Origin of the sequence: Pantoea sp. alder81 (assembly GCF_020179835.1) — a bacterium.
Taxonomy (GTDB): Bacteria; Pseudomonadota; Gammaproteobacteria; order Enterobacterales; family Enterobacteriaceae; genus Pantoea.
In genome coordinates, this window is record NZ_JAIUDA010000008.1 from 46,545 (window position 1) to 71,042 (window position 24,498).

The 24,498-nt window shown below is 57.1% G+C and carries 19 protein-coding genes; 6 read left to right on the top strand and 13 right to left on the bottom strand.

From position 1 onward, the window contains the following. Positions 1 to 121: 121 nt before the first annotated feature. From LBW88_RS19630 to LBW88_RS19675, 10 genes are all read right to left on the bottom strand, one after another. Positions 122 to 1,240, bottom strand: a complete 1,119-nt coding sequence (locus LBW88_RS19630) for an MBL fold metallo-hydrolase (protein ID WP_224933866.1) — start codon at positions 1,238 to 1,240, stop codon at positions 122 to 124. Next, positions 1,228 to 2,970: an ABC transporter permease gene (locus tag LBW88_RS19635; protein WP_224933867.1), complete on the bottom strand. Its 1,743-nt coding sequence runs from the start codon at positions 2,968 to 2,970 to the stop codon at positions 1,228 to 1,230. Before LBW88_RS19635 ends, LBW88_RS19630 begins: the two co-directional genes overlap by 13 nt. A 2-nt stretch (positions 2,971 to 2,972) precedes the next feature. Then, positions 2,973 to 3,962, bottom strand: a complete 990-nt coding sequence (locus LBW88_RS19640; RefSeq protein WP_224933868.1) for an ABC transporter substrate-binding protein — start codon at positions 3,960 to 3,962, stop codon at positions 2,973 to 2,975. 24 nt (positions 3,963 to 3,986) lie between these two features. Next, on the bottom strand, positions 3,987 to 5,054 hold the full coding sequence (locus LBW88_RS19645; protein ID WP_224933869.1) for an ABC transporter ATP-binding protein: 1,068 nt from the start codon (positions 5,052 to 5,054) through the stop codon (positions 3,987 to 3,989). A gap of 122 nt (positions 5,055 to 5,176) precedes the next feature. Beyond that, the gene (locus LBW88_RS19650) at positions 5,177 to 6,895 is read right to left on the bottom strand and encodes a lysophospholipid acyltransferase family protein (protein WP_224933870.1); all 1,719 of its coding nucleotides are present in this window, start codon (positions 6,893 to 6,895) and stop codon (positions 5,177 to 5,179) included. Positions 6,896 to 7,131: 236 nt separating this feature from the next. Further along, positions 7,132 to 7,836: a proteasome-type protease gene (locus LBW88_RS19655; RefSeq protein ID WP_224933871.1), complete on the bottom strand. Its 705-nt coding sequence runs from the start codon at positions 7,834 to 7,836 to the stop codon at positions 7,132 to 7,134. Between the two features lie 19 nt (positions 7,837 to 7,855). After that, the gene (locus tag LBW88_RS19660; RefSeq protein ID WP_224933872.1) at positions 7,856 to 8,656 is read right to left on the bottom strand and encodes a transglutaminase family protein; all 801 of its coding nucleotides are present in this window, start codon (positions 8,654 to 8,656) and stop codon (positions 7,856 to 7,858) included. Next, the gene (locus tag LBW88_RS19665; protein WP_224933873.1) at positions 8,653 to 9,582 is read right to left on the bottom strand and encodes an alpha-E domain-containing protein; all 930 of its coding nucleotides are present in this window, start codon (positions 9,580 to 9,582) and stop codon (positions 8,653 to 8,655) included. Before LBW88_RS19665 ends, LBW88_RS19660 begins: the two co-directional genes overlap by 4 nt. Further along, entirely contained in the window at positions 9,576 to 11,015 is a 1,440-nt protein-coding gene (locus LBW88_RS19670; protein WP_224933874.1) for a circularly permuted type 2 ATP-grasp protein, read from the bottom strand. Before LBW88_RS19670 ends, LBW88_RS19665 begins: the two co-directional genes overlap by 7 nt. A gap of 125 nt (positions 11,016 to 11,140) precedes the next feature. Beyond that, positions 11,141 to 11,755, bottom strand: a complete 615-nt coding sequence (locus LBW88_RS19675; protein WP_224933875.1) for a cupin domain-containing protein — start codon at positions 11,753 to 11,755, stop codon at positions 11,141 to 11,143. 253 nt (positions 11,756 to 12,008) lie between these two features. On the opposite strand from LBW88_RS19675, the gene LBW88_RS19680 reads away from it, so the two are divergent. Beyond that, positions 12,009 to 12,491, top strand: a complete 483-nt coding sequence (locus LBW88_RS19680) for a YlaC family protein (protein ID WP_224933876.1) — start codon at positions 12,009 to 12,011, stop codon at positions 12,489 to 12,491. 75 nt (positions 12,492 to 12,566) lie between these two features. Here LBW88_RS19680 and LBW88_RS19685 read toward each other — a convergent pair whose 3' ends face one another. The 3 genes from LBW88_RS19685 to LBW88_RS19695 all read right to left on the bottom strand — a co-directional run bounded on the left by LBW88_RS19685 (position 12,567) and on the right by LBW88_RS19695 (position 18,579). Beyond that, positions 12,567 to 13,982, bottom strand: coding sequence for a PLP-dependent aminotransferase family protein (locus tag LBW88_RS19685; protein WP_224934019.1), 1,416 nt, complete (start codon positions 13,980 to 13,982; stop codon positions 12,567 to 12,569). A 240-nt stretch (positions 13,983 to 14,222) separates the two neighbouring features. Then, positions 14,223 to 16,313, bottom strand: coding sequence for a putative bifunctional diguanylate cyclase/phosphodiesterase (locus LBW88_RS19690; RefSeq protein WP_224933877.1), 2,091 nt, complete (start codon positions 16,311 to 16,313; stop codon positions 14,223 to 14,225). Between the two features lie 160 nt (positions 16,314 to 16,473). Further along, on the bottom strand, positions 16,474 to 18,579 hold the full coding sequence (locus LBW88_RS19695; RefSeq protein ID WP_224933878.1) for a putative bifunctional diguanylate cyclase/phosphodiesterase: 2,106 nt from the start codon (positions 18,577 to 18,579) through the stop codon (positions 16,474 to 16,476). Between the two features lie 549 nt (positions 18,580 to 19,128). Between LBW88_RS19695 and LBW88_RS19700 the strand changes: the two genes are divergently transcribed. Genes LBW88_RS19700 through LBW88_RS19720 form a run of 5 tightly spaced genes read left to right on the top strand, consistent with a single transcriptional unit; the run spans position 19,129 to position 24,363 of the window. Continuing rightward, a complete protein-coding gene (locus LBW88_RS19700) occupies positions 19,129 to 19,698 on the top strand; it encodes a spore coat protein U domain-containing protein (RefSeq protein ID WP_224933879.1) in 570 nt (189 codons plus the stop codon). Positions 19,699 to 19,720: 22 nt separating this feature from the next. After that, the gene (locus LBW88_RS19705) at positions 19,721 to 20,236 is read left to right on the top strand and encodes a spore coat U domain-containing protein (RefSeq protein ID WP_224933880.1); all 516 of its coding nucleotides are present in this window, start codon (positions 19,721 to 19,723) and stop codon (positions 20,234 to 20,236) included. A 25-nt stretch (positions 20,237 to 20,261) separates the two neighbouring features. Continuing rightward, positions 20,262 to 20,960, top strand: coding sequence for a molecular chaperone (locus LBW88_RS19710; RefSeq protein ID WP_224934020.1), 699 nt, complete (start codon positions 20,262 to 20,264; stop codon positions 20,958 to 20,960). After that, positions 20,960 to 23,395: a fimbria/pilus outer membrane usher protein gene (locus LBW88_RS19715; RefSeq protein ID WP_414004099.1), complete on the top strand. Its 2,436-nt coding sequence runs from the start codon at positions 20,960 to 20,962 to the stop codon at positions 23,393 to 23,395. Before LBW88_RS19710 ends, LBW88_RS19715 begins: the two co-directional genes overlap by 1 nt. Next, positions 23,392 to 24,363: a spore coat U domain-containing protein gene (locus LBW88_RS19720; protein ID WP_224933881.1), complete on the top strand. Its 972-nt coding sequence runs from the start codon at positions 23,392 to 23,394 to the stop codon at positions 24,361 to 24,363. The genes LBW88_RS19715 and LBW88_RS19720 overlap by 4 nt, the downstream gene beginning before the upstream one ends. Positions 24,364 to 24,498 lie beyond the last annotated feature (135 nt).

Genomic DNA, 24,498 nt, shown 5'->3' on the forward strand with positions numbered 1-24,498 from the left:
AAATCCTAATCGCTGTGGTGACTAAAACGCAAAAGCGCAGCGCTGACAAGCGTTAATCGTCCACAGACAAAAGTTGGTAGTCAGGTTATCGGCAATGGCGAAAAAACATTCAGCGGGATACTTAAATTAATAGGCTGCGTTGACCACTCTCACGGCAAAATCGCGGGCTTTCAAGATGACATTGCAGAGGGATATGTGCCTGCCAGCAGAGTGGTACACTCGCCGCTAACTGCGGGCATTCACTGGCGGCAACAAAGGCAGGGATAACACATTGTGCGTTGGTTTTACCTATTAACCACAGCTGATCGTCAATCGGCGGATGGACGTTCCACGGCAGCCAGCGTGCCTGCTGATCGGCCAGCAAGCTGGCTGCGCGCGTGCCGGGCGCAACATGACTGCTGAAAATCAGCTTGAAGCCCGGCTGTTCGCTAAGCTGTGCGGCTAACCCACTGTCGGCAACCGCATCGGCCGCCACAATCACATCAGAAGGCCGCCATTGTTCCGACTGCGGCTGTTTCAACAAGCGCACTAATCCCAGCGCCGTGGTGGCGGGCAGTTTGTCCATCGCCAGCAACTGTGCAACTTCACTGCGAATTTGTGGGCAGAGCTGAACCGCCAGACCACGCACAGTGAGCTGTAAAGCCACTTCCGGTCCGCGACCGTGCTCCGGCACCGCAATCACTGCGCCGTGAGTGGCGGCAATCGCCAGTGCATCCATCTGATCGCACAGACGCTGCGTGCGGTCGCCGTAGGATGCATCGGTGATCAACAGCTTCGCCTGCGGTGGACAATCAAACGGCAACAGCAGCGCTTCGCGGCTCCAGTCGCCCATATAGGTGATGCCACCGGCAATCGGCAGATGGAACCATACCGAACCCGGCGAATGGCCGCTACGTCCGGTAAACAGATTTAACGGGCCAATGGCGCTCTGGCCGCGCAACGGCAGCAGACGCCGCGCATACATCGGCACCGCGACGTTAGGCAGCTGCAACCAGGTCTGTTCGGTGGCGTATACCGGCGGCGAACCGATTTGTGCCCAGCAGTCGAGCGAAGCCGCGTGATCAACGTGCGAGTGGGTCAAACACAGCGCATCAACCCGGCCAATGGCACGGATATCCGGTCGTACGCCGGGTTGCGGACCGGCACCGAGATCCCACAGCAGGCGATAGCCTTCCATCTCGACCAAAAAGGCCGCGGGCAGCTTGCCGCCCACACCGCTGATAACCGTTAAGCTTGCCATGGTAAAACCCCTTGCGGCAGACGCCGCGCCAGCCGCGTTGCCAATCCCATCAGCAAACACACGACCAGAATCATCAGGCAGCCTACCGCGGCCGCCAGCGAGGCGGAGCCCCCTTCGTCAAGGAACACGATGGTGGGTCCGATGGTTTGGGTTTGCGAGGTCACCAGCAATACCGAAACCTGAATTTCATTCAGTGCGGTGAGGAATACCAGCACCGTGCCCGCCAGCGCAGAAGGCGCAGCCAGCGGCAGTAAAATATCGCGCATGCGGCGCATAAAGCTGGCACCGCACAAGCGTGCTGCCTCATCGAGCGCCGGTTCCAGCTGGGCGAAGCCCGCCAGCGTCGGGCGCAGCACCAGCGCAAGGAAGTTGGCCAGATACGCGGCGAGGATGATCCACACCGTGCCATACAGCGACACATTGATTATCGGCAGCGGGCGCAGGAAGAACAGCATCGCCGCGACACCGGTGACAATGCCCGGCAAGGCATAGGTGAGTTCACTCGCCAGCCACAGGCCGCGCACCAGTTTGGTCCGTCGCCAGCTGAGGAAATACGCCAGAAACAGCGCGGTGGCGGTCAAAATGATCGCCGCCAGCGAGGTTAATCCGAGGCTGGTCATAAAGGCGTGGCGCACCGCCGGATAGCCCCACAGCGCGCTGCGGAAGTTCTCCAGCGTCAGCGTTTGCCAGGTGAGCGCCTGACCATATCCGCTGGTGAGTGCGGTTATCAGCAGCGCACTGACCGGCAGCAGCAGCGTCAGTGCCATCCACAGCCAGGCGGTTCCCTCAATCGCCAACCGCCCGCGCCCTAGCGGTTGCTGCCACACGCGTGGCGCACCGTTGACGCGCACATCGTGACGACCACCGAGCCAGGCGCTGGCCGCCATGCCTGCCAGCGTGATCACCGCAATCAGCAGTGCGTACACCGCGGTATTGGGTAACGCGCTGGGGCCAATGCCGTTGAGCTGTTGATAAACCAGCGTGATCAGCGTTGGTACGCGGGCGGGAATACCCAGCATTGCCTGAATACCGAAGTTACCGGCGGCGGCGACAAAGGTCAGCGCGGCGCCGGCAAAGATCGCCGGGCGCGCCAGCGGCAGGATGATGGTGAACAGCACGCGCATCCGCGAGGCGCCGCTGATCTGTGCCGCTTCGACTAAATCGGCCGGTAAGCGACGTAAACCGGCGCGCACGGTGAGAAACACCAGTGGCGCGTTATGTGTGCCGAGCAGCAGCACGATGCCGCTCAGCGAATAGAGCGGCTGTTCGCCGGGCGCAAACCACGGCAAGCCGAGCGAACCAAACAGCAATGCTAATGGGCTGGACGGTGCCAGCGCCTGCAGCCAGGCGAGCGCCGTGACCTGCGGCGGAATCATCAGCGGCAGGATAAAAGCAAACACCCACGCGGTTTTGGCGCGCAGATCGCTCAGCGCCACCAACCAGGCGGCGGCGGTGCCGAGCACGACCGAAATCAGCGTCGAGCTAAAGGCGATGAGCAACGTATTGCTGCTGGCAATCAGCACGCGGTCGCTGGCTATCAGGCGCGTTAGCCGCGCCAGATCCGGCACGCCCTGCGGGGCAATCGCCGTCCACACCAGTCGCAGCAGCGGCGCCACCGACAGCAAACCAATCAGCAGCACCATCAGCGCCAGGATCAGCTTTTCACTGTTGAGACGCCAGCGTTGACCGCCACGCGCCGCGTTACGCCATTCGTTGCTCACCACGCTCATGCTTAGCCGCCAAACATTGCGGTGAACTGATCGCGCACCGTGGCATCTTCCTTGATGGCTTTCGCCACGTCAGGGGTCAGCAGTTTGATTTTGTTGATTGGCGTAAAGCCCGCCGGTGCAGAAACACGATCGTCAACCGGGCGGTTGCCCTGCTCGACCACCAGCTTCTGGCCTTGTTCAGACAGCATAAAGTTCACGAAGGCTTTGGCGGCTGGCAGGTTGTGCACCGACTTCATGATCGCCACTGGCTCAGTCACGTAAGAGACGCCCTCTTTCGGGTACACCAGATCCACCGGCGAGCCTTTTTTCTTCGCCAGAATCACGTCAGCGTCAGTGATGATGCCGTACTTATCCAGCCCGCTGGCGACCGCTTTCAGCGCCGGACCGTTGCCACCCTGCGGTGCCACGCCAATCGCTGCCAGCTTCTTGTAGAAGTCCCAGCCGATGGTCGGCGTGTTAATATCGGTGTGCAGCTTGTACAGCGCCGCGCCGGAGTAAAGTGGGCTTGGCATGGCGATCTGACCTTTATTGGCCTCTACCGCCAGTGCATTCCAGCTGTCAATCGGCTGTGCGTGCTGGGTGTTATAAGCAATCACCGTGGCGATGATTTTGGTGCCGAAGAAGGTTTTGTCTTTGTCGTAGAACGACGGATTGATGTGGCTAAGTGGCGCATCGGCGTAGCTGTAGAGCTGGTTCTGATTCTTCAGCGCGCCGAGGTTGATGGCATCGGCAATCAGCAACACGTCCGGCTTGGCGCCGCCGCTCATCATCTCGGTCTGCAATACGTTCATCAGCTGCGTGGTGCCGTTACGCGTCCACTCCACTTCGACTTTCGGGTACGCGGCTTTGAACGCGTCCACGGTTTGCTGCGCGATTTCCGGCGCCTGCGAGGTGTAGATCACCAGCTTACCCGACGGTGCCTCTTCAGCGTGGCTGGCGGCGGCGAACACTAATCCACTGGCTAACATCAAAGCGTTAAAAGACGTGCGCATAGCAATTTCCCTAAGGTTTGAACGTTATGAAGGAAGAATCCAACCGTCGCGCAGCGCCACACCAAGGGTCGCGTCAACAACGGGTAAAGCGGCATCGGCCAGATGCAGCGTGATGCTACGGTCTGGTGCCTCAATGGGTGCAACATCAATCTGGTAATGGCTGCCGCGATAGATCACCCGCTGCACGCGCACCGCAAACTGCGGCTCACCCGGCTCGGCGAGGCGGAAATCCACCGCATGAAAACTGGCTTTGCCGTGGGGCATTGGGCGTTGATCGGCCGCACAGCGCAAGGTGACGCGCAAACCGCACAGCGTGGCGAGTGCTTTGCCCTCGCCGGTCGGTTCGATGTCGCTGACCGGCAGCACTTTGCCGTCATCAATAAAGCCGGCCACCATTTCGTTAGCCGGTTCGCGCCACAGAGTTTGCGGCGTGGCGAACTGCATCACGCGACCGCCATCCATCACCACGATGCGATCGGCCAGCGCCATCGCTTCGTGCTGGTCGTGGGTGATGTAGAGCAAAGTAGCGTGGCTGTGGCGATGGAAGCGGCGAAACTCCTCTTCCATGGTGGCGCGCAGGTGCACATCAAGGTTGGCGAGCGGTTCGTCGAGCAGCACCAGCGTCGGTTTGGCGACCAGACAGCGAGCTAACGCCACGCGCTGACGCTGTCCACCGGAGAGATCGGCGGGACGGCGTGAGGCAAAATTTTCTAACCCCACCAGTTCCAGCGCCTGCTGCGTGCGGCTGTCACGCTCATGGCGGGCCACGCCGTTGACTTTGAGGCTATAGGCGACGTTTTCCGCCACCGTCATGTGTGGCCACAGCGCATAGCTCTGGAACACCACGCCGAGCTGGCGATCTTCCGGCGGCAGATGAATGCCTCGCCCGGCAAAGCAGCGCTCGCCGACGTGGATTTCACCGGCATCAGCGGTTTCAAAGCCCGCCAGCAGACGTAATAAGGTGGTTTTGCCGCAGCCCGAGGGGCCAAGAACGGCGATGAACTCTCCCTGCGCAATCTGCAGCGAGATATCCTGAAGTACCGGCTGGGCAGCAAAGGATTTGCATAACCCGCGAAGTGTGATCGTTGCCATGTTTCTGGCCTTTATCTGACAGTCCGGCTAAGACCCTACGACAATCAGATGACGTTCCCGTGACATCAACTTGACGTTTCCGTGCTCAATTAAAACGGGAGGCCCGAAAGCCTCCCTGCTGCTTATTCGACGCTTTCAGCCTGCAAATGCATGCCGATATAGCGCTCATAGCGCGATGGCTTCACGCGTGACAGATCCACCAGCACCAGTCCGTCGATACAGTTGTTGAAATCGGGATCGCTGCCGAAATCGATAAACTGCACGCCGCCCGGTTCACACACTTCCGAGTACTGCTTGTACAGCGTGGGAATGGCGGTGCCGAGGTTTGCCAGCAGGTGCTTCAGGCGGCGCAAATCTTCCGCATAGTTATCGCCAGTAAACTGCGCCAGCACTTCCGGCAGCGAGGCCGGATACGGACGGCGTGATTTCGCCAGCGGCAACTCGGTCGGGAAGTACATGCGGTAGAAGGCCACTAACAGATCGCGTGCCGCCAGCGGCATACCGCCTGAGATCGATACCGGACCGAACAGATAGCGGGTTTCCGGGTATTTGGCGATATAGGCACCAATCCCCATCCACAGATAATCCAGGCCACGCTTGCCCCAGTAGGCAGGCTGAATAAAGCTGCGCCCCAGCTCCAGTCCCTGATTAATGATCGGCAGCATGCGCTCGTCGTAATGGAACAGGCTGTCGCTGTAGATGCCTTCCAGACCACGACGCTCCAGCTGCTCGGCTCCTGGAATAAAGCGATATGCGCCAACGATCTCCAGCGCGTCGTCATCCCAAAGAATCAGGTGATAGTAATCGTCATCGTATTTATCGAGGTCGCGGCGACGGCCACTGCCCTCTCCTACTGCGCGGAAAGCGATTTCACGCAGGCGACCCAACTCACGCAGCAGCGGCACCCAGGTCGCGCCGTTACGACGCCACAGGTAGATCTGTTTGCCATCTGGCAGTGAACCCAGACGCTCACTCTCCATCAGCGCTTTTTTCAGCTCGGCGCGATCTTCCGGGCGGGCAATCGCGGCTTCGGTCAGGAACAAGCCACGCCGCCCCTGGCCGATGCGATAGAGGTGTTTGCGCAGTCGTTTTGCCAGCTCTTTGCCCGGCGTGTGGCCATCGTGCCAGTTGGCGAACGGAATCTGTTCGCCGATGTGCAGTTTGATGCGCGAACCGCGCTGGCGGAACATTTCACGCACCAGCATCATCAGTGCCAGCGGCGAGGCAATTTTAGCGGCGGCATAGAAAGCCAGGCTGTTACGTCCCACCACATGCACCGGCACAATCGGCGCGCGGGCACGGGCAGCGAGGCGCAGAAAACTGTGGTGCCAGCGGCTGTCGCGCACACCACGGCTGGAGAGGCGAGAGACTTCACCCGCCGGGAAGATGATTAATGCACCCTGATTGTCGAGATGCTGCTGCATGCGCGTCAGCTGTTCACGACTGGTGCGGTTGCCCATGTTATCCACCGGCAACATCAGGTTGTTGATCGGCTCCAGCATCATCAGCATGCGGTTGGCGACGATTTTCACGTCACGACGCACCTGCGATACCGCCGCCAGCAGCGCTAGTCCGTCCAACGCTCCCAGCGGATGGTTAGCGACAATCACCAGCGGACCGGTGGTCGGGATCTGCTCCAGATCGCGTTCACTCAGTTCACAGCGCACATCCAGGTGCTCCAGCACTTGCTCGACCATATCCACCCCTTTCAGGTGGCGATAACGGTCAGCAAAAGATTGGAATTCATGTTCGCGAACTGCCCATTTAACCAGGCGTTTCTGCCAGTTCGCGGGTTGATGGCCTGGCCAGTAAGTATCGAGAAGCTGATCAACAGAAAACATCATTCACCTTTTGTGCGCAGCGGTTTATGGCACCGAAGTTAAACAGGCTTGTTTTCAGATTTATGACCAGTGAGAAAGCGGAACGGAAAAACCGAGGGAGAGAGGCATGCGCAATAAATTGCGTAATGCCGCTCACTTAAGCCATTGAGTGCGTATTTAACCCGGTACGCATGAATGCGTACCCTACGTAAACCGCACTGAACAATGTAGCGGCGAGATTTATCACGCGGATTTAATTACAGTTTTAACGGCGGTAATTGTGAGAACACACTCAACAATCCTTTACTCCACAGCTGACGGATCTGCGAAAAGTAGGGGTGTTGATCGGTAATATGATGCTGCTCGTTGTCGCTAAAGCTGTCGGTGCGATACACCATCACATCCAGCGGCAATCCCACCGAAATGTTACTCGCCAGCGTCGAGTCCATGGAAATCAGCGCGCACTGCATCGCCTGGCTAAGCGGCGTTTCATAACGCAATACGCGGTCAATGATCGGCTTACCGTATTTGCTTTCGCCAATCTGGAAATACGGGGTATCCACGCTGGCTTCGATAAAATTGCCCTGCGGATAGATCTGGAACAGGCGCGGCGCCTCACCACGAATCTGGCCGCCTAACAGCAGCGTGCCGCCAAACTCTTCGCCATCACGCTTAATCACTTCACGCAGCGTCTCACCTACCAGCAGCGCAATGTCATACAGCGATCGTCCATTCAGCAAGTTGGGTTGATCGCTGTCGTGGTTATTACGCCGTAGCAGACTCAACACGCTTTGCGTGGTGGCCAGATTGCCGGCGCTTTGCAGCACCAGGGTGCGTTCATCATCCACCTGAAACACGTGTAATTTGCGGAACGAGGAAATATGATCGACGCCCGCATTGGTGCGTGAATCCGACACAAAAATCATCCCTGACGATAAACGCATTGCCACACAATAAGTCATAGTCACGCCTGCAAAAAAATTACTGCTGCGCATGCACCTGCTGCACCGCCGCTACCGCCAGCATATCTTCACCGCCGCCGCCCAGCCGCATACCGCGCACCGGACAAGCATCGAGATAATCCACACCCACCGCCAGCCGTAAATGCTGACGCGTGCTGCGCGTATTATTAGTGATATCAAAGCTGTGCCAACTGCCATCCAGCCAGGCCTCGACCCAGGCGTGGGTGGCAACGTGTTCTACATTATCAGTATAGAGATAGCCGCTGACATAGCGCGCCGGAATACCGAGGCAACGGCAGCACGAAAGAAACACGTGGCTGTGATCCTGGCAAACCCCGCTACCGGCGGCAAATACTTTCGCCGCGGTATCACTCACCTGGGTGCTGCCCGGTTGATAAGGCATTTTAAGCAGTAACTCATCCATCAGCTTTTCCAGGCTGGACAGCGGTTTTTCTGCATGCCAGTAGCGCAAGGCAAAGTCGCGGATTGCTGCATCGGGCAAGGTTAATGGCGTAGCGCGCAGAAACACCAACGGCGACAGGATCGATTCAGGATCGGGTGAAAACTCGCCTTCATCCAGAATTTCCACCACCCCACGTGCGGCGATCTCCAGTTGCTGGTGGGGCGTGTCTAAGGTCATCACGTGCAGCACGTTGCCGTAAGCATCCAGCGTGCGGGTGGCTTCACACGGTAAATCGAGATCCCACGAAAGGATCTGCTGGTGCACCGAGTTTTGCGGCGTCAGGCGCAGATACTGGGTGCTGAGTTTCACCTGCTGCTCGTAGGCATAACAGGTTTTGTGCTCGATGTTCAGTCTCATTTCGCCTCCAGATAGGTCTGATTGATGCTCTCCGCCAGCGCGGTGATCTGCACCAGAAAACGGTTGAGCCAGGTGTACAACCCTTCGCGCGTCAAACTCTCCCAGGTGCTGAAGCGCATTTCCGCCAGCAGCACCGTGACCAGATAGCGTGGACGATCCTCCCCGCTGCTGCCGATCTGCTCCAGCTGGGTGGCGATCTCTTCAATACAGGAGTGCAACGATCGCGGACTCTCGCTGCGCAGGATCAGCATCTCATTGACCAGATCCGGCATCAGCTGCTGTTTGAAGATCGCGTTGTAAGCTTCTCGCGCTGACACCGCACGCAGCAGCGTATCGAGGCAGTAGTATTCACGCACCGAGTCCGGGTTCTGCTCCAGCAGTTGCTGGTTCACACTCAGTAAACGCGCGGTGCCATCGCCGCGTTCCATCAGCGTGCCGATACGGATAAAACACATGGCATCGCCACGCAGCAAGGTGCCAAACATCGCGCCACGAAACAGGTGGGATCGCTCTTTAACCCAGTCAAAAAAGCTGTCGGCGTTGGCGCTGGTGATACCGCGTCGTCGCATGTTACGCATCTCAATCCACGTCGAGTTGATGCTCTCCCATACCTCGGACGACAAACTGCCGCGCACCGCATGCGCATTGTTCCATGCCTCCTGCCAGCAGCTGAAAATGCTGCAGGGATTGCGGTCATCTAAGGCAAAGAAGTTAAACAGCTGCGGCATGGTGAATCGCCCGTTGAGGGTTTCAAACAGCTCGCGCGTGCCGGTGAGATTGAGCGGCAACAGCAGCTCATCGGTTTGGCTGTTACGCACCGGCATCAGCGAGAGTCGGTTGGTGACATCCAGCACCCGGGCAAGTTGTTCTGCGCGCTCCAGATAACGCGCCATCCAGTAAAGGCCACTGGCCGTGCGACTTAGCATGATGCGTCATCCTCCAGAACCCAGGTGTCCTTGGTGCCACCGCCCTGCGACGAGTTCACCACCAGCGAACCTTCGGTCAACGCCACGCGGGTTAAGCCACCCGGCACTAAACGAATATCCGCGCCGCACAAGGCAAAAGGACGCAAATCGATATGGCGCGGCGCCAGACCGTTATCGATAAAAGTCGGGCAAGTGGAAAGCGACAGCGTGTCCTGCGCAATGTAGTTTTCCGGGCGCGCTCTCAGGCGATCGCGGAAATCGCTCAGCTCCTGCTGGCTGGCCACCGGGCCAATCAACATGCCGTAACCGCCGGCGCCGTGCACCTCTTTCACCACCATCTTGCTGAGATTGGCGAGGACGTAAGTCAGATCCTGTGGCTTGCGGCACTGCCAGGTCGGCACGTTGTTGAGGATCGGATCTTCATCGAGATAGAAGCGGATCATGTCCGGCACATAAGGGTAGATCGATTTGTCATCGGCAACGCCGGTGCCAATGGCATTCGCCAGCACCACGTTGCCGGTTCGATACACCGACAGCAGGCCCGGCACGCCAAGCATCGAATCGGGACGGAACGCCAGTGGATCGAGAAACGCATCATCGACACGCCGATAGATCACATCGATTTTGCACGGCCCGGCGGTGGTGCGCATCATCACCGCGCCGTCTTTAACAAACAGATCGGCACTTTCCACCAGCTCAACGCCCATCTGCTGTGCGAGGAAACTGTGTTCGAAGTAGGCGCTGTTAAAGCGGCCCGGCGTCAGCACCACGACGACCGGATCGTTAACCGGAGAGCTTTCACGTAGGGTTTGCAGCAGGTGCGAGGGATAGCGCTCTACCGGTGCGATATGCTGCTCAACGAACAGCTCCGGATAGAGACGCATCATCATCTTACGGTTCTCCAGCATGTAGGAGACGCCGGACGGCGTGCGCAGGTTGTCCTCAAGGACGTAATATTCGCCGTCGTTGTTACGCACCATATCGACGCCGGTGATATGCGCATAGATGTTGCGATGCAGATCAACGCCCTGCATACAAGGCTGATACTGATCGTTGATCAATACCTGCTCAGCCGGAACGATCCCCGCCTTGAGGATGTGTTGTTGATGGTAGATGTCATGCAGGAAGGCATTCAGGGCTTGCACGCGCTGGCGGATGCCACGATCGAGCATCGCCCATTCACTGGCCGGAATAATACGCGGTACGCTGTCGAACGGGATGAGCCGCTCCGCGCCGCCGTCTTCACCATAGACGTTGAAGGTGATGCCCACGCGATGAAACAGCAGTTCCGCCTCTTCGCGCTTACGCGCCACCGCCTCTTTGTCCGCCTGTTGTAACCACTCCCAGTAATGCTGATAGTGCGCACGGTGTTCGCCACCGCTCAGCAACATCTCATCATAGAAGTGTGACGCTATCTGGTAGCTTTCTTTCATGATTTACCCGGCGCTTGTCAGAGGACCTGGATCCTCTCCTGCACAAAGTGTGCCAGAGGCTCGCGCCCCTCACGGCACACGCGCCCCGCTCACGGGACAGCGCCGGATAACGGTTGCAATGCACCTTACTGGTGCATTAACTGCTGCGCAATCGGCAGCCAGATATCTGTCATCGCCCCGTCGCCACCGGTAAAAGGATCGCGATGCGGCAACGGCACGCGCGCAATCTGATCTTTTGCCACACGTAATCGAGAGGGCTCGTCACGCACGGTTTCAGGCGACATCCCTTCAGGATAGGCGCCAACGGTGAAAAAATCGTCTGAGGCGAACACCTGTTTATGGCCGACACCGGCCGGGATCAGCACCGCATCGCCTTCACGTAGCGTCACCATACGGCCGCTGTCACCGCCAAACAGCACTTCAGCCCAGCCCGACGCCACGCCCAGCACTTCATGGGTATTCGGATGGTAATGAGTGTAGGGAAAAATCGGCGCGCGCCATGCTGCTGGCCAACCGTTATCGGTAAAGGTTTTTTCAAACCAGGCAGCGCTGTCGCTTTGCAGCTCTTCATCATAATCAGGCGCAATGCCGGGCCAGATGATCAGCGGCAACAGGTTATTCGGGACGCCGCCCGAGGGCACCGACAGCATCAGATGCTGCGGATTATTGGATGAACCTGCTGAAAAGGTACCGGCGGCGAAAGACATCAGTAACATCAGGCTGGAAGTGTTGGCAGTCATACTCTTTCTCCGGGAAGCCACGTTGCTTAATTGTGGCAAAGCCCGAGGGCATTGCAATGTGCGCTTACCAACAAAATTCACATAAAAGAATGATTTACCTTACTAAAGCCAAATTAGTTAGCAACATATTTAACATTTTGTGGGGTGAAAAAATGCTGCACGCAACTGTTATAAAAAAACACGCCGATTCTGTATCTGATTCGCTTCACTGTTATGTGATTAACTGGCAGGCAGTAACAATTAGAGGTGAACAATGGACACGATCAAACAAATCCTGCTCGATGAAATCGCCACGCTGAACCGTGAAGGCCAGCGCGATAATCTGCCACGCTTTAGCTTTTCATTCCTCAAAACCCATCCGGGGCTGTGGGCGATCATGTACCTGTGCTATGCGCTGTGCGTGGCACTGATCTTCTCCACCGACATGCTCGGCTGGCCAGCCTTCTGGTTTGCCACCGCTTTTGTGCTGGTGATGAGCTTCCTGATGCTGATGGATATCAACCCCAAATACCGCTTTGAGGACATCGATACCCTGGATCTGCGTGTGTGCTACAACGGTGAATGGTATTACGTGCAGCCGGTTTCGCAACAGGCGCTGGATAAGATCGTGGAAAACCCCGGCACGCCCGATCGCGTGCGCAGCGGCATCGATCGCCTGATGAAGCAGAAAGGTGAAGTGGATTTTTATGATGTTTATTACCTGACATGGGGCAATAAACAGGCGGCATCTATTTGATTCACTACCATTTATCGGAGGTGCGCATTAATGCGCACCCTACGAAAATTTGATGCGAATTTGTCGTGTCGCCATTTATGGCGACTCCAGCTGAGCAATCAATTTCCCTAACGTCTCTACCGCTGCCTCGGCGCGCGCATCCCACGGCCAGGCGGTATTGAAGCGGAAACAGTGGCTGAATCCTTCACTGCCCGAGAACAGCTGACCGGGCGCGATGCTAATGCCCTCTTTCAACGCCAGATGATAAAGCTGCGTTGTGTTGATGTGTTCCGGCAGCGTAATCCACAGGAAATAGCCGCCCGGCGTATCACCGATCTGCGCGTCAGCAGGCAGCACACGGCGCAATGCTTGCTGAGCCAGCTGCTTACGCTTTGCCAGCGTCTGGCGCAGCTTCTTTAAGTGCGTGTCGTAGCTGCGGGTGCTGAGGAAGTCGGCCAATGCCAGCTGCATCGGCGCGCTGGTTGAGAGCGTGCTCATGAGCTGAATACGCTGCACGCGCTGCGCATAGCGCCCGGCAGCCACCCAACCGACGCGAAATCCCGCCACCAGATTCTTCGAAAAGCTGCCGCAATGCAGCACATTCCCATCGCGATCAAAGGCTTTGGCAGGCAAAGGCTTATCGTGGCCGCTGTAGAGATCGCTGTAAACATCATCCTCAACCATCGCCACCTTGTAGCGAGCCAGCAGCGCAACCAATTGCTGTTTACGTTCAACGCTCAGAGTAAAGCCGAGCGGGTTTTGTCGGTTGGTCATCAGCCAGCAGGCTTTAACCGGCCAGCGTTGCAGCGCCTGCTCCAGTTCGTCGAGATCGATGCCCTGCTCGACGTCGCTGGCGATGGCAATCGCATTCAGTTTCAGGCGCTCAATCACCTGCAAGGCACCGTAGAACGAAGGATTTTCGATCACCACCCAATCACCGGGTTCGGTCACCGCTTGCAGGCTGAGGTTCAAAGCTTCCATCGCGCCGTTGGTGATGACGATATCGTCTGGTGACAAGGTAATGCCCTGCTGGGCATAGCGCTGCGCCAGAATCTTACGCAGCGCTTCGTTGCCAGGCGGCAGATTGTTCAGGGCATCGCTGGGTTTCAGATTGTGCGAGACTTTGACCAGTGAGCGCATCAGCTGGCGCTGGGGAAAGAGTTCGGGATCGGGAAAGGCTGAGCCAAACGGCATGATGGCTGGATCACGCGTGGCTTGCAGCACATCAAACACGAAGCTGTTGGTGTCCGCCTGATCGGTTTTGGCGATCGCCTGGGTAGGCAGACGCGGGCGGCTTTCGGCAGCTCGTGGCGCAACGTAGTAACCAGATTGCGGCCTTGACAGGATCCAGCCCTGGCTTTCCAGCACCTCATAAGCGTGCATCACCGTCATCAGGCTAAGGCCGCTCTGTTCTGCCTGCTGACGTAATGACGGCAACTTTTCGCCCGGCGGCCAGATGCGCGCTTCGATCTGCGTCCGAAGCTGATCGACCAACTGCTGATATTTCGCCACCCTGGCTCCGATGTTGGAAATGAGTGCGGCCATTTTCACTGACATGGCCCTATCCCGCAAGCGTGATAGTGGATTGTTGGGCAGGGAATGTTACTCAGACATTCACGCTAAACCGCGCTGATGAAGCTCCCTTATCCAGCTAAATGGAGAGGGGAGCGCCAGACAGGGAATCACACTTGGCCGCGCAGAGGACGGCCCTCTTCCTGCGTGAGAATAAGGGCCATCACCGCACAAATGCCCTTAAGACAATTGCACCAGTTGCTGCTCATTTTCGACAAAATTCGGCAGTTCGTGAATGCGATCCGGTGGCACCGGTTTGCCCAGCAAATAACCCTGCAAGGTATCGCAACCCAGGCCGGTGAGGAACGCTTGCTGCTCCTGGGTTTCCACGCCTTCCGCCACCACTTTCAGATCCAGCGACTGCGCCAGTGCCACAATCGCAGAAACAATGGTGGCATCTTCCGATTTCGCCTGCAGTTCATTGACAAAGGCGCGGTCAATCTTCAGCTCACTGGCGGGCAGACGCTTGAGATACAGCAGGCTTGAATAGCCGGTACCGAAATCATCAATCGAGGCTTTTACGCCCATATCCGTCAGTTGCGTCAGAATACGCACACTCTCTTCCGGATCGCGCATCGCCGTGGTTTCCGTCACTTCCAGCGTCAGCAGTTCTGCCGGTATCTTGTGCTGTGCCAGCGCCTGGGTGACGGTTTCCACCAGGTTGCTCTGCTCAAACTGCAGCGCAGAGAGGTTCACCGCCACCGACCAGTGTGGATGCCCCTGCAGATGCCAACTGTGCAGCTGACGGCAGGCTTCATTAATCACCCAGTTGCCGATGTTGATGATCATGCCGGTCTTCTCGGCAATCGGCAGGAATTTGTCCGGTGCCAGCAAACCGCGCGTTGGATGTTCCCAGCGCAGCAGTGCTTCAAAGCCAAGAATCGGACCGCTCGGCGCACAATATTTTGGCTGGTAGAACAGACGCAACTCTCCGTTATCCAGCGCCTGCCACAGATCGTTATTCAGCTGTAGCTGCGACTGCGCCAGGGTGTTCATCGATGGCTGGAAGAAGTTGTAGCCGTTGCGGCCGTTGTTTTTGGTGTGGTACATCGCAGCGTCGGCGTTAAACATCAGCTCGCGCTCATCTTTACCGTCGCCAGGATAAACCGCGATGCCGATACTCAGCGACACCACCAGCTCGTAGCGTGAGATATCAAACGGACGATCGACCGCTTTCACCAATGCATCCGCCACCGCAGCCGCATCATTGGGCTCATCGATTTCGATCAGCAGCACAAACTCGTCGCCGCCCATGCGCGCCAGCGTGTAGTGCCCTTTCATCTGGCCGATCATGCGCTCGGCGACAGCAATCAGCAGGTTGTCACCCACATGGTGACCAAAGGCGTCATTGACCGCTTTGAAGCCATCCAAATCCATAAACATCAGCGCAAACTGCGATTTCTCGCGATTGGCTTTGTTGATGGATTGTTCCAGACGATCTTCCAGCAAAATACGGTTTGGCAGGCGCGTAAGGTTATCGTGCAGTGCCAGCTGCGCCAGCTCGCGGTTGGCTTCCGCCAGCGAGTGCGCAAGGATTGAGGTGCGCGCTTGCAGGCGTGCATCCAGCATCGAAACCAGCAACGTAATGCCGAGGATCGCCAGCGTCACCACGGTGACCACAATCGCCAGCCAGTTGCTGTTGACGCCCATGTGCGTGGCGTGACTCATCTCCGGGAAGCTGGCGGCCGCCATGCCGGTGTAGTGCATACCGGCAATGGCGCAGCCCATCACCACCGAAGCACCGAGACGCAAAATCGTCACGCGTCCGTGTCCTTCACGCAGGTTAAAGGCCAGCCATAGCGCCGCGCCCGAGGCCACCAGCGCAATCACCACCGATGCGGCAACCCAGCCCCAGTTCCAGGTGATGCCCGGCGCAAACATCAGTGCCGCCATCCCCATGTAGTGCATGGCGACCACGCCCGAACCGAGCACAAAAGCCCCGCCCGTTAAGCGCCGCCAGGAGAGTTCATGTGATGAGCACACCAGCCACAAGGCAAAAATCGATGCCAGGATCGCAACCGCCATTGAAGTGGCCGTCAGCAGCGGATCGTAGCTCATCACCATATCCAGGCTCATCGACAACATGCCGATGAAATGCATCGCCCAGACTCCGACGCCCATGGCGAATCCACCGCCCAATAACCAAACCAGCGCCGCCTTGCCAGTTGAAGAAGCCACGCGTCCCGCCATATCCAGCGCGGTAAATGAGGCCAGCATCGCCACCAGAATGGAAACGATGACGGTAAACGAATCGTACGAAGTCACTAACATAGTGATTTCCCAAGTTAAAGCCGTTGTAATTCAGCTGTGGTGTTGTGAAGAAAAAGAAAATGCCATTAGTTTTATTGTGTAATTTATCGGCAGATGTACTGCCGATTTGAGTCTTCGAACGATGAAACCTTCCGATGAGGAAGAAAATAAAAATTGTTTATCAGGCGCTGGTGAGCGGCAGCGGCTGCTCAGCAAACAACAGCGGCTGTGTATTAAGCGAAGCGGTAAATTCACCGATACGCTCTGCCGGTGTGGGCTTGCCCAGCAGATAGCCCTGCAGCGTGTCAAAACCGAGTCCAGTCAGCAGACGCTGCTGCTCCTCGGTTTCCACCCCTTCGGCCACCATGCGCAGATTGAGACTTTGAGCCAGCGTCAACATAGCGCTCACCACTGTGGCGTCTTCGCTGTCGGCTCGCAGGCTGTTAATAAAGGCTCGGTCGATTTTCAGCTCGGTGGCCTCCAGATGTTTCAGATGCAGCAAGTTGGCATAACCGATACCGAAGTTATCAATCGCCACTTTCACACCCAGCTGGTGCAGTTCGGCAATGCGCATTTGGCTAAACTGCGGATCGCGCATCGCGATATTCTCGGTAATCTCCAGCATCAGCGCGCCCTCTGGCAGCTGATAGCGCATCAGTGCATGACGTAAGCTGTCGATAAGATCGCGCTGATGGAACTGCAACGCCGAAAGGTTCACTGACACGGTCCAGTCTCGATGGCCTTCATCGTGCCACTGCTTCAACTGACGGCACGCTTCGTTGATCACCCAATTGCCCAGCGCCACGATTTGCCCGGTTTTCTCTGCGCGCGGCAGGAACATATCCGGCATCAGCAAGCCGCGACGTGGGTGCTGCCACCGCAGTAGCGCTTCGAAGCCTATCAGCACCGTGCCGCCTGCGCGGAACTTTGGCTGATAGAACAGGCACATTTCCTGATATTCCAGTGCGTTCCACAGGTCATTCGCCAGCGCCAGCTGATGCTGGGCCACGGCGCTCATCACCGGCTCAAACAGGCACCAGCCGTTTCGGCCACTGTGTTTGGTGTGATACATGGCGGAGTCAGCGTTGAACATCATCTCCTGCTGGCTACGGCCGTGCAGCGGGAACACCACGATGCCAATACTGAGGGATACCCGCAGCGAATAGCGATCCAGCTCAAACGGCAAATCGATGGCATTCACCAACTGCTGCGCCAGCGCGGAGGCTTGCAGGTCATTGTACTGAGGACACAGCAGCACAAACTCATCGCCCCCGAGTCGGGCCAGCAGCACGCCCTCGCCCAAATGCATGCGCAGGCGCTCAGCCACGGCGATGAGCAGACGGTCGCCCACGTGATGACCCCAGGTATCGTTGACCGCCTTGAAGCCGTCGAGATCCATAAACATCAGCGCAAAGGTTTCATCCTGCAAGGTGGCTTGTTTGATCTGTGCCGTCAGTTGCTGCTCCAAAAGCACGCGATTAGGCAGCGAGGTGAGATTGTCATGCATCGCCAGCTGGCGCAGTTCGCTGTTGGCACGCTTGAGCTTGGCGGCCAGACGCGCCGCACGCAGTTGGGCATCCAGCATGGACACTAACAGCGTGAGGCCGAGAATGGACAGCGTGATAATGGTCACCCACACCGCCAGTCCATCCTCACTGATGCCATGATGCTGCTGCATGGTGCTCGGCATGCTGTACTCCGCCGCGGCCATGCCGGTGTAGTGCATCCCGGCGATGGCAATGCCCATCACCAGCGCGGCACAGACGCGCATAATCCACACGCTCTCGCCCTGGCGCAGATGAAACGCCAGCCACAGTGCCGCACCGGAGGCGGCATAAGCAATCACCACCGAGAGCGCGACCAGCGGCATGTTCCAGCGAATCGCCGGTTCAATCATCAAGGCATTCATGCCGATGTAATGCATCGCCACCACGCCGCTGCCGAGTATCAAGGTGCCACGCACCAGCCGACGCGGGGTCAGATGGCTGCCCTGGACGCCCTGTGCAAAGGCAAAAATGGCCGAGAGAATAGCCACCAGCAGTGAAAGTGCAGTGAGCGTAATGTCGTAACGCATGGTCATCGGCATCATCATCGCCAGCATGCCGATAAAGTGCATCGCCCAGATGCCAATGCCCATGGCGGTACCGCCGCCGGCCAGCCACATTTTTGCCAGACAGCCGCGTGATACCGCGACACGTCCGGCCGTATCCAGTGCGGTAAACGCGGCAATGAAGGCCACGATGAGTGAAACCGTGACCAGAACGCTATCCCAGGTAACCAGCAGCATGTGCGCTCCTAAACTCAGCCCGCTGCGGAGCAGGTGCTGTATCGTCAAAAAAGTTCAAAGAGTTCGAGAACATTGATTAAGGGTGAGTAATGACCGCATGCAGTGAGGCAGAGGGAGGAGCCGATCCAGATAATTCTGGAAACACCGCATTATGTTTTTTGTTTTTCATCGTCTGTCGCAGTCAGAAAAATTAATAATATCTGATTAATGCACGAACATAGCATTGAACGGTTAATCGCGGTAGAGGGTTAAATCACTCGCTGTTTAGTTTTTTTAACCGGTTGTCACCCCTTGCGATTACTGAGTTATCGGTGAAAAGTGTGAATTGATTAGTGAAAAATCGAAGCGCAACGTCACAGGTGGCGATTTCGTGATCTATAGTAAAGAAAACTGATATAAATCATAAACCCATCATCTAAGAATATTCCTAGATGTCGGGCACTTACGCTGTCAGGCCGATCGCGCCTCTTGTTCGAATTCGGATTTGTTTTCATAAATGAATCACCAGGTGAAAAAGCAATGACCTTGGATAATCAGTAAGGAATGATTATGAAACTCAAGCTTTTTCTTTTGGCGTCCAGCCTGAGCGTTGTGCTCGCACCCACAGCGGCTTTTGCCGCCACCACATCGGGAACCATTAATGCGACCCTGACCCTGACCACGGGTTGTCTGGTGAATGGTCAGTCAGCCACGACGGGGGTTAACTTCGGTACCCTGAACTTTGGTAGTAGCGCAGCGACCTTTGATACCCTGAACGCCACATTGGTCGGCGCATCAGGCAACGGTATCTTTGTTCGCTGTACCACCGGCCAGACATTCAACGTGCAGGTCACCAGCAGTAACGCTGCCCCTGCCACCATTTATGGCACCGTCAGCGGCCAGCCGCGCTATCTGATCCTCGGTTCTAATAACACGCAAGGCATAGCTTATACCCTGTACAGCGATGCGGCATTTACCACTGCGATCGCGAACAACACCAACATTGCCGCCAGCGGCACCACCGACCCGACGTTAGGCACCAACTACGCCATTTACGGTCGAGTCGTCGGGGGCGGATTTAACCCATTGGTCCCGGCTGGCACTTACACCGACACCATAAACGTAGCGGTGAACTACTGAGGTCAGCTGTGGGGTAATCAGGGTGGCCGTAGTGCAGCGTTGGGCGCACATTGCAGGCGGTCTGGCCCTGCTGATAGGGAGTGTCTCTGCCTGGGGGTTGCCAACCGCAACCTTCCAGGTCTCTGCATCAGTAGTGGCAGGCTGTGTCGTCTCCGGTACCAATACCGGGGTCTTTGGCACGCTTGATTTCGGCACGCAATCCGGTGTGGCAACAAGCAGCGTGAGCGCCAGCTATGTGCAAAACACCACCATCACCCTTGCCTGCACGCCAGGCACCGCCGTGAGCATGAGTATCAATGGCGGCAACAATTACTCCACTACGCGCAATCTCAAGGTCTCGGGCAATACCAATACGGTGCCCTATTACCTCTACACCAATGCGGCACACACCACGGCGATTCCCGTGAGTAGCGCCGTGGCGCTGAGTTACAGCAACGCCAATAACATTACTTTGCCGATTTATGGCCTGTTAACGCTGCCTGGCCCCACGCGCGCCGGCACTTATACCGACACCTTAACCGTTACGCTTAGCTGGTGACGGAAGTGATAAAGAAGGATGAATAATCATGAACCTGCGCGCCCTGTTACTGTTGTTTATCATGGCCCTAATGCCTTCCGCCCACGCCGCCAATTCGCTGATGATTTGGCCCATTGACCCCGCCATCAACCCCGACGAAAAAGCCAGCGAGCTATGGCTGGAGAACCGTGGTAATGCCACCACCATGATGCAGGTGCGCATCTTTAGCTGGCAGCAGGTGGGCGGCCAGGAACAGTATCAAACGCAACAGCAAGTGGTCGCCAGCCCACCAATGGTGCGCCTGGAGCCGGGTCAGAAACAACTGGTGCGCCTGATTAAACAGGGGCCACCGGAAGCGGGACGCGAAATGTCCTATCGCGTGGTGCTGGATGAAATCCCCACGCCGCGCACGCCCGGTGAAAATCAGGCGGGGTTAACCTTCCAGATGCGCTATTCGGTTCCGCTGTTTGTCTACGGCAGCGGCGTGACCAGCGACAGCGCGAAGCCACAACTAAGCTGGCAGCAGGTGGACAGCGGTGGCAAGCGCTGGCTGGAACTCACCAACCGCGGCAACGGCCATGCGCGACTGAGTAACGTCACCATTGGGGGCCGCCGCCTGGGCAATGGCCTGTTTGGCTATGTGCTGGCAAACAGCAGCAACCGCTGGCCATTAACCAGCAGCGTGAGCGGTGAACTCTCTGCCGAAGTGAATAAAGGACACTGGAGCAGCGCGGCCGCGCGCTGATGACGTTCTCGCTGCATCCCTGCGCACTGGCCGTGGCCAGCGTGCTGTGTCTGTTACCTCAAATCAGTAGTGCGGAGACCTTTTCCGAACTACCACCGCCCCCTGCGCTGGAAAACACCACCAGTGGGCAGCAATACATGCTGGAGCTGGTGGTGAACCAGAACGCGCGCGGCGATATCGTGCCGGTTGAGCGTAAAAACGGGAACTTTTGGCTGCGCAGTGGCGATTTACAGCGTGCTGGCATCCCCGCGGAGAAACTTCAGGGCGAGCAAATCGATGTGAATCAACTCACGGATGTGAAAGTGGACTATGACGAACGCCGCCAGCGTCTGTTGCTCACCGTTCCCCCCGCCTGGCTGCCCGGCCAGGTGATCGGTAAAGATCAGCGCGGCCCACGCTATCCAGGGCGATCCAGTAACGGTGCGCTGCTCAATTACGACTTTTACGCTACGCGTACCGATAATGCCGGGTCGCGCCTGTCGAGCTGGAATGAGCTGCGCGTATTTGGCCCCGTCGGACAATTCTCCACCAATGGCGTGTATACCCAGCAGCTTGAAGGTGGCGTAAGCGGTCAGCAAGAGGGATACATTCGCTACGACACCTGGTTTAGCAATGAAGATGAGAACGATGCGATTAGCTGGCGCGCCGGAGATCTGGTTACCGATGCGCTGAGCTGGAGTAACAGCGTGCGTCTGGGAGGCGTGCAGATTGCGCGTGATTTCAGCGTACGACCGGATTTGGTGACTTACCCGCTTCCAGCGTTTTCCGGTCAGGCCGCAGTGCCCTCTTCCGTCGATCTGTTTATTAACGGTTATCGCAGCACGCAAGCCAATGTGCAGCCGGGGCCGTGGTCGCTGACCAATGTGCCTTTCGTCAATGGCGCGGGTGATGCGGTGATCACCACCACCGATGCCGTGGGGCGTCAGGTCACCACCACGCTGCCGTTTTATGTCTCCAGCAGCCTGCTGCGTGAGGGATTGTCTGATTACTCCTTCTCGGCCGGTGCCATTCGTGAAAACTACGGGCTGGAAAATTTTGACTATGGCGCAGCGGCAGCCAGTGGCTCTTATCGTTACGGATTAACCGGCTGGCTAACGCTGGAGAGCCATGCTGAAGGCAGCGATAGCGTGGCCACCGGCGGCGCAGGAGGATTGGTGAAACTCGGCAGCTGGGGCGTGGTGAATGGTGCCCTGGCACAAAGTCAGATGGAGGGTAAACCCGGCACGCAATACAGCTGGGGTTATCAATACAACAACAGCTGGTTCAGCCTCGGCACGCAGCATGTGTTACGCACCGCAGATTACGGCAACCTGGCGCTGGTCGGCAGCCGGGGCGACAGTGCCAACACCAGCTATTCTCTGGCGCGACGCAGTGCGCAGTACACCGCCAGCGTGTCACTCAATCAATATGGCAGTCTCGGTCTGGCCTATTTTGATATTGCCGGAGGATCGGGCGATCGCACCCGCTTATTGAACCTGTCGTGGAGCAAAAACCTGTGGGGCAACAGTAGCCTGTACATCTCCGCCAGCCGCGATCAGGAACAAGGCGACTGGAGCGGGGCTATCTCGCTGATTATCCCGTTCGGCGAGCAGAGTAGCGCTTCGGTGAGCTACGAGCGCGATCAGCAGGGCAACAACAATCAGCGCCTCTACGTGTCACGCGCGATGCCGACCGACGGCGGCTTCGCCTACGATGCGGCCTGGGCCAACCAGGGTGGCAACAGCGGGGATTATCGTCAGGCGAGCCTGCGCTATCGCAATAATAAAATCGACACCTCTGCCGGGTTCTATGGCGATAACGATAACACCACGCAGTGGGCAGATGTCACCGGTTCACTGGTGCTAATGGACAACAGCGTGTTAGCCGCTAACGATATCAATGATGCGTTTGTGGTGGTGAAAACCGATTATCCGGATGTCACGGTGCGTTATGAGAATCAGTCCATGGGACGCACTGATAAACAGGGCTATTTGCTGGTGCCGTCGATCAGCAGTTATTACGGCGCGAAATACGACATCGATACTCTGGATTTACCCGCCGACCGCACCGCACCGAAGGTGGAACAGCGTTTTGCGGTGAAACGTAAAAGCGGTTACCTGCTGAACTTCCCGGTGGAACGTCTGCGTGCCGCCAGCGTGGTGCTGCATGATAAACAGGGTCAACCGTTGCCGATCTCCAGCCAGGTTTTGCGCCCGAATCAGGGTACGGAATATATCGGATGGGATGGCATTGTCTGGATGGAAAATCTGAGCGCTGAAAACCCCATTCATGTGGTGACGCCAGATGGACGCAGTTGTGATACCACGCTGACCATCGCAGACGGTCAGCCCAAAGCGCTGGAAACCTACGGCCCGCTGACGTGCGACCTGCCGCCACCCGCACCAGGTTCGGCGGTCAGCACGGCCAATAATTCACAGTCAGGAATTTCGCCATGAGAAAGTTTCTTCTGCTGCTGGTCTTATTTTTATTCTCGGGATACAGCTTTGCTGATTGCGGCCTCACTACACCGAACGCGAGTTTCGGCTCGTCGGTGACCACCTTCTACACCAACACCACGCCCAGCACCACCTCCTCTATCACCAATGTAAACTGTGGGGGGACCGGGGGCCTTTCTCTCGCGAGTGGCGATTACGTTAGCTATACCTTCAGCACTGCTAGCAATCTAAATGGCACTCGGGCGACGCTTAAACCCACTGGCGTAACCACCACCGATAACATACCTATTCGTATGTGCATTGATGGGAGTTGCGCTACCGAATTATTAACGGGATCAACTTATACCTGGAGTGCAGCATTGCTGGGATTAGGCAGTAGCCTTAATTTTTCCCTCCCCCTCTATTTCACTACCACCACGGGGCAAACTGTCGCAGCAGGCACTTACACAACCCTGATTACGCTTCTGGTCAGTTATAAAATATGTGTGGGAACCAGTGCGCTGGGTATTTGTCTGGGCACCACACAAACACAGCTCAACGTGGCTAAAACATTCACTGTGACATTAGTTTTAACCAATGACTGCACCACCATCACCGCCCCGAACGTGAGTTTTGGCAGCGCACCGCTGGTGGGGAGTTTCTCAACAGTGCAGCAGACCATCAACGTGGTGTGTTCAAAAGGCAGCACCTACACCGTGGGGTTGAGTAACGGAAGCTACTACAGCGGCACCACGCGCCAGATGGCCAGCGGTACCAACCGGCTGGCGTATGACATCTACAAAGGCACCACTACCACATCACGCTGGGGACCGACCGGCACCGATCGCTGGAGCAGTACCACCTCGACGTCACTCAACGCAGATACCCTGACGCGCAACTTCACCTATACGGCGCAGATTCTGACTTCGCAGAATACGCCAGCGGCGGGGAGTTATACGGATAGCGTGGTGGTGGATCTGTCATTTTAGGCAGTGTATTCGCGACGATGTAATTTGTTAAAAGGCTCGATGACTGAGTTTCACCACCCCATATATATAAATAAAAAGCTGCCCCTTCAGAAAGGGGCAGCTTTATTCGAATCGCTTCTTAACGGGCTGGCATGT

Bases quoted from the DNA above. Each gene is read 5' to 3' on its own strand.
- LBW88_RS19680 (WP_224933876.1), top strand. From the start codon at position 12,009: ATGGACACGATCAAACAAATCCTGCTCGATGAAATCGCCACGCTGAAC.
- LBW88_RS19675 (WP_224933875.1), bottom strand. From the start codon at position 11,755: ATGACTGCCAACACTTCCAGCCTGATGTTACTGATGTCTTTCGCCGCC.
- LBW88_RS19665 (WP_224933873.1), bottom strand. From the start codon at position 9,582: ATGCTAAGTCGCACGGCCAGTGGCCTTTACTGGATGGCGCGTTATCTG.
- LBW88_RS19655 (WP_224933871.1), bottom strand. From the start codon at position 7,836: ATGACTTATTGTGTGGCAATGCGTTTATCGTCAGGGATGATTTTTGTG.
- LBW88_RS19670 (WP_224933874.1), bottom strand. From the start codon at position 11,015: ATGAAAGAAAGCTACCAGATAGCGTCACACTTCTATGATGAGATGTTG.
- LBW88_RS19690 (WP_224933877.1), bottom strand. From the start codon at position 16,313: ATGTTAGTGACTTCGTACGATTCGTTTACCGTCATCGTTTCCATTCTG.
- LBW88_RS19715 (WP_414004099.1), top strand. From the start codon at position 20,960: ATGACGTTCTCGCTGCATCCCTGCGCACTGGCCGTGGCCAGCGTGCTG.
- LBW88_RS19660 (WP_224933872.1), bottom strand. From the start codon at position 8,656: ATGAGACTGAACATCGAGCACAAAACCTGTTATGCCTACGAGCAGCAG.
- LBW88_RS19720 (WP_224933881.1), top strand. From the start codon at position 23,392: ATGAGAAAGTTTCTTCTGCTGCTGGTCTTATTTTTATTCTCGGGATAC.
- LBW88_RS19695 (WP_224933878.1), bottom strand. From the start codon at position 18,579: ATGCTGCTGGTTACCTGGGATAGCGTTCTGGTCACGGTTTCACTCATC.
- LBW88_RS19650 (WP_224933870.1), bottom strand. From the start codon at position 6,895: ATGTTTTCTGTTGATCAGCTTCTCGATACTTACTGGCCAGGCCATCAA.
- LBW88_RS19635 (WP_224933867.1), bottom strand. From the start codon at position 2,970: ATGAGCGTGGTGAGCAACGAATGGCGTAACGCGGCGCGTGGCGGTCAA.
- LBW88_RS19645 (WP_224933869.1), bottom strand. From the start codon at position 5,054: ATGGCAACGATCACACTTCGCGGGTTATGCAAATCCTTTGCTGCCCAG.
- LBW88_RS19640 (WP_224933868.1), bottom strand. From the start codon at position 3,962: ATGCGCACGTCTTTTAACGCTTTGATGTTAGCCAGTGGATTAGTGTTC.
- LBW88_RS19630 (WP_224933866.1), bottom strand. From the start codon at position 1,240: ATGGCAAGCTTAACGGTTATCAGCGGTGTGGGCGGCAAGCTGCCCGCG.
- LBW88_RS19700 (WP_224933879.1), top strand. From the start codon at position 19,129: ATGAAACTCAAGCTTTTTCTTTTGGCGTCCAGCCTGAGCGTTGTGCTC.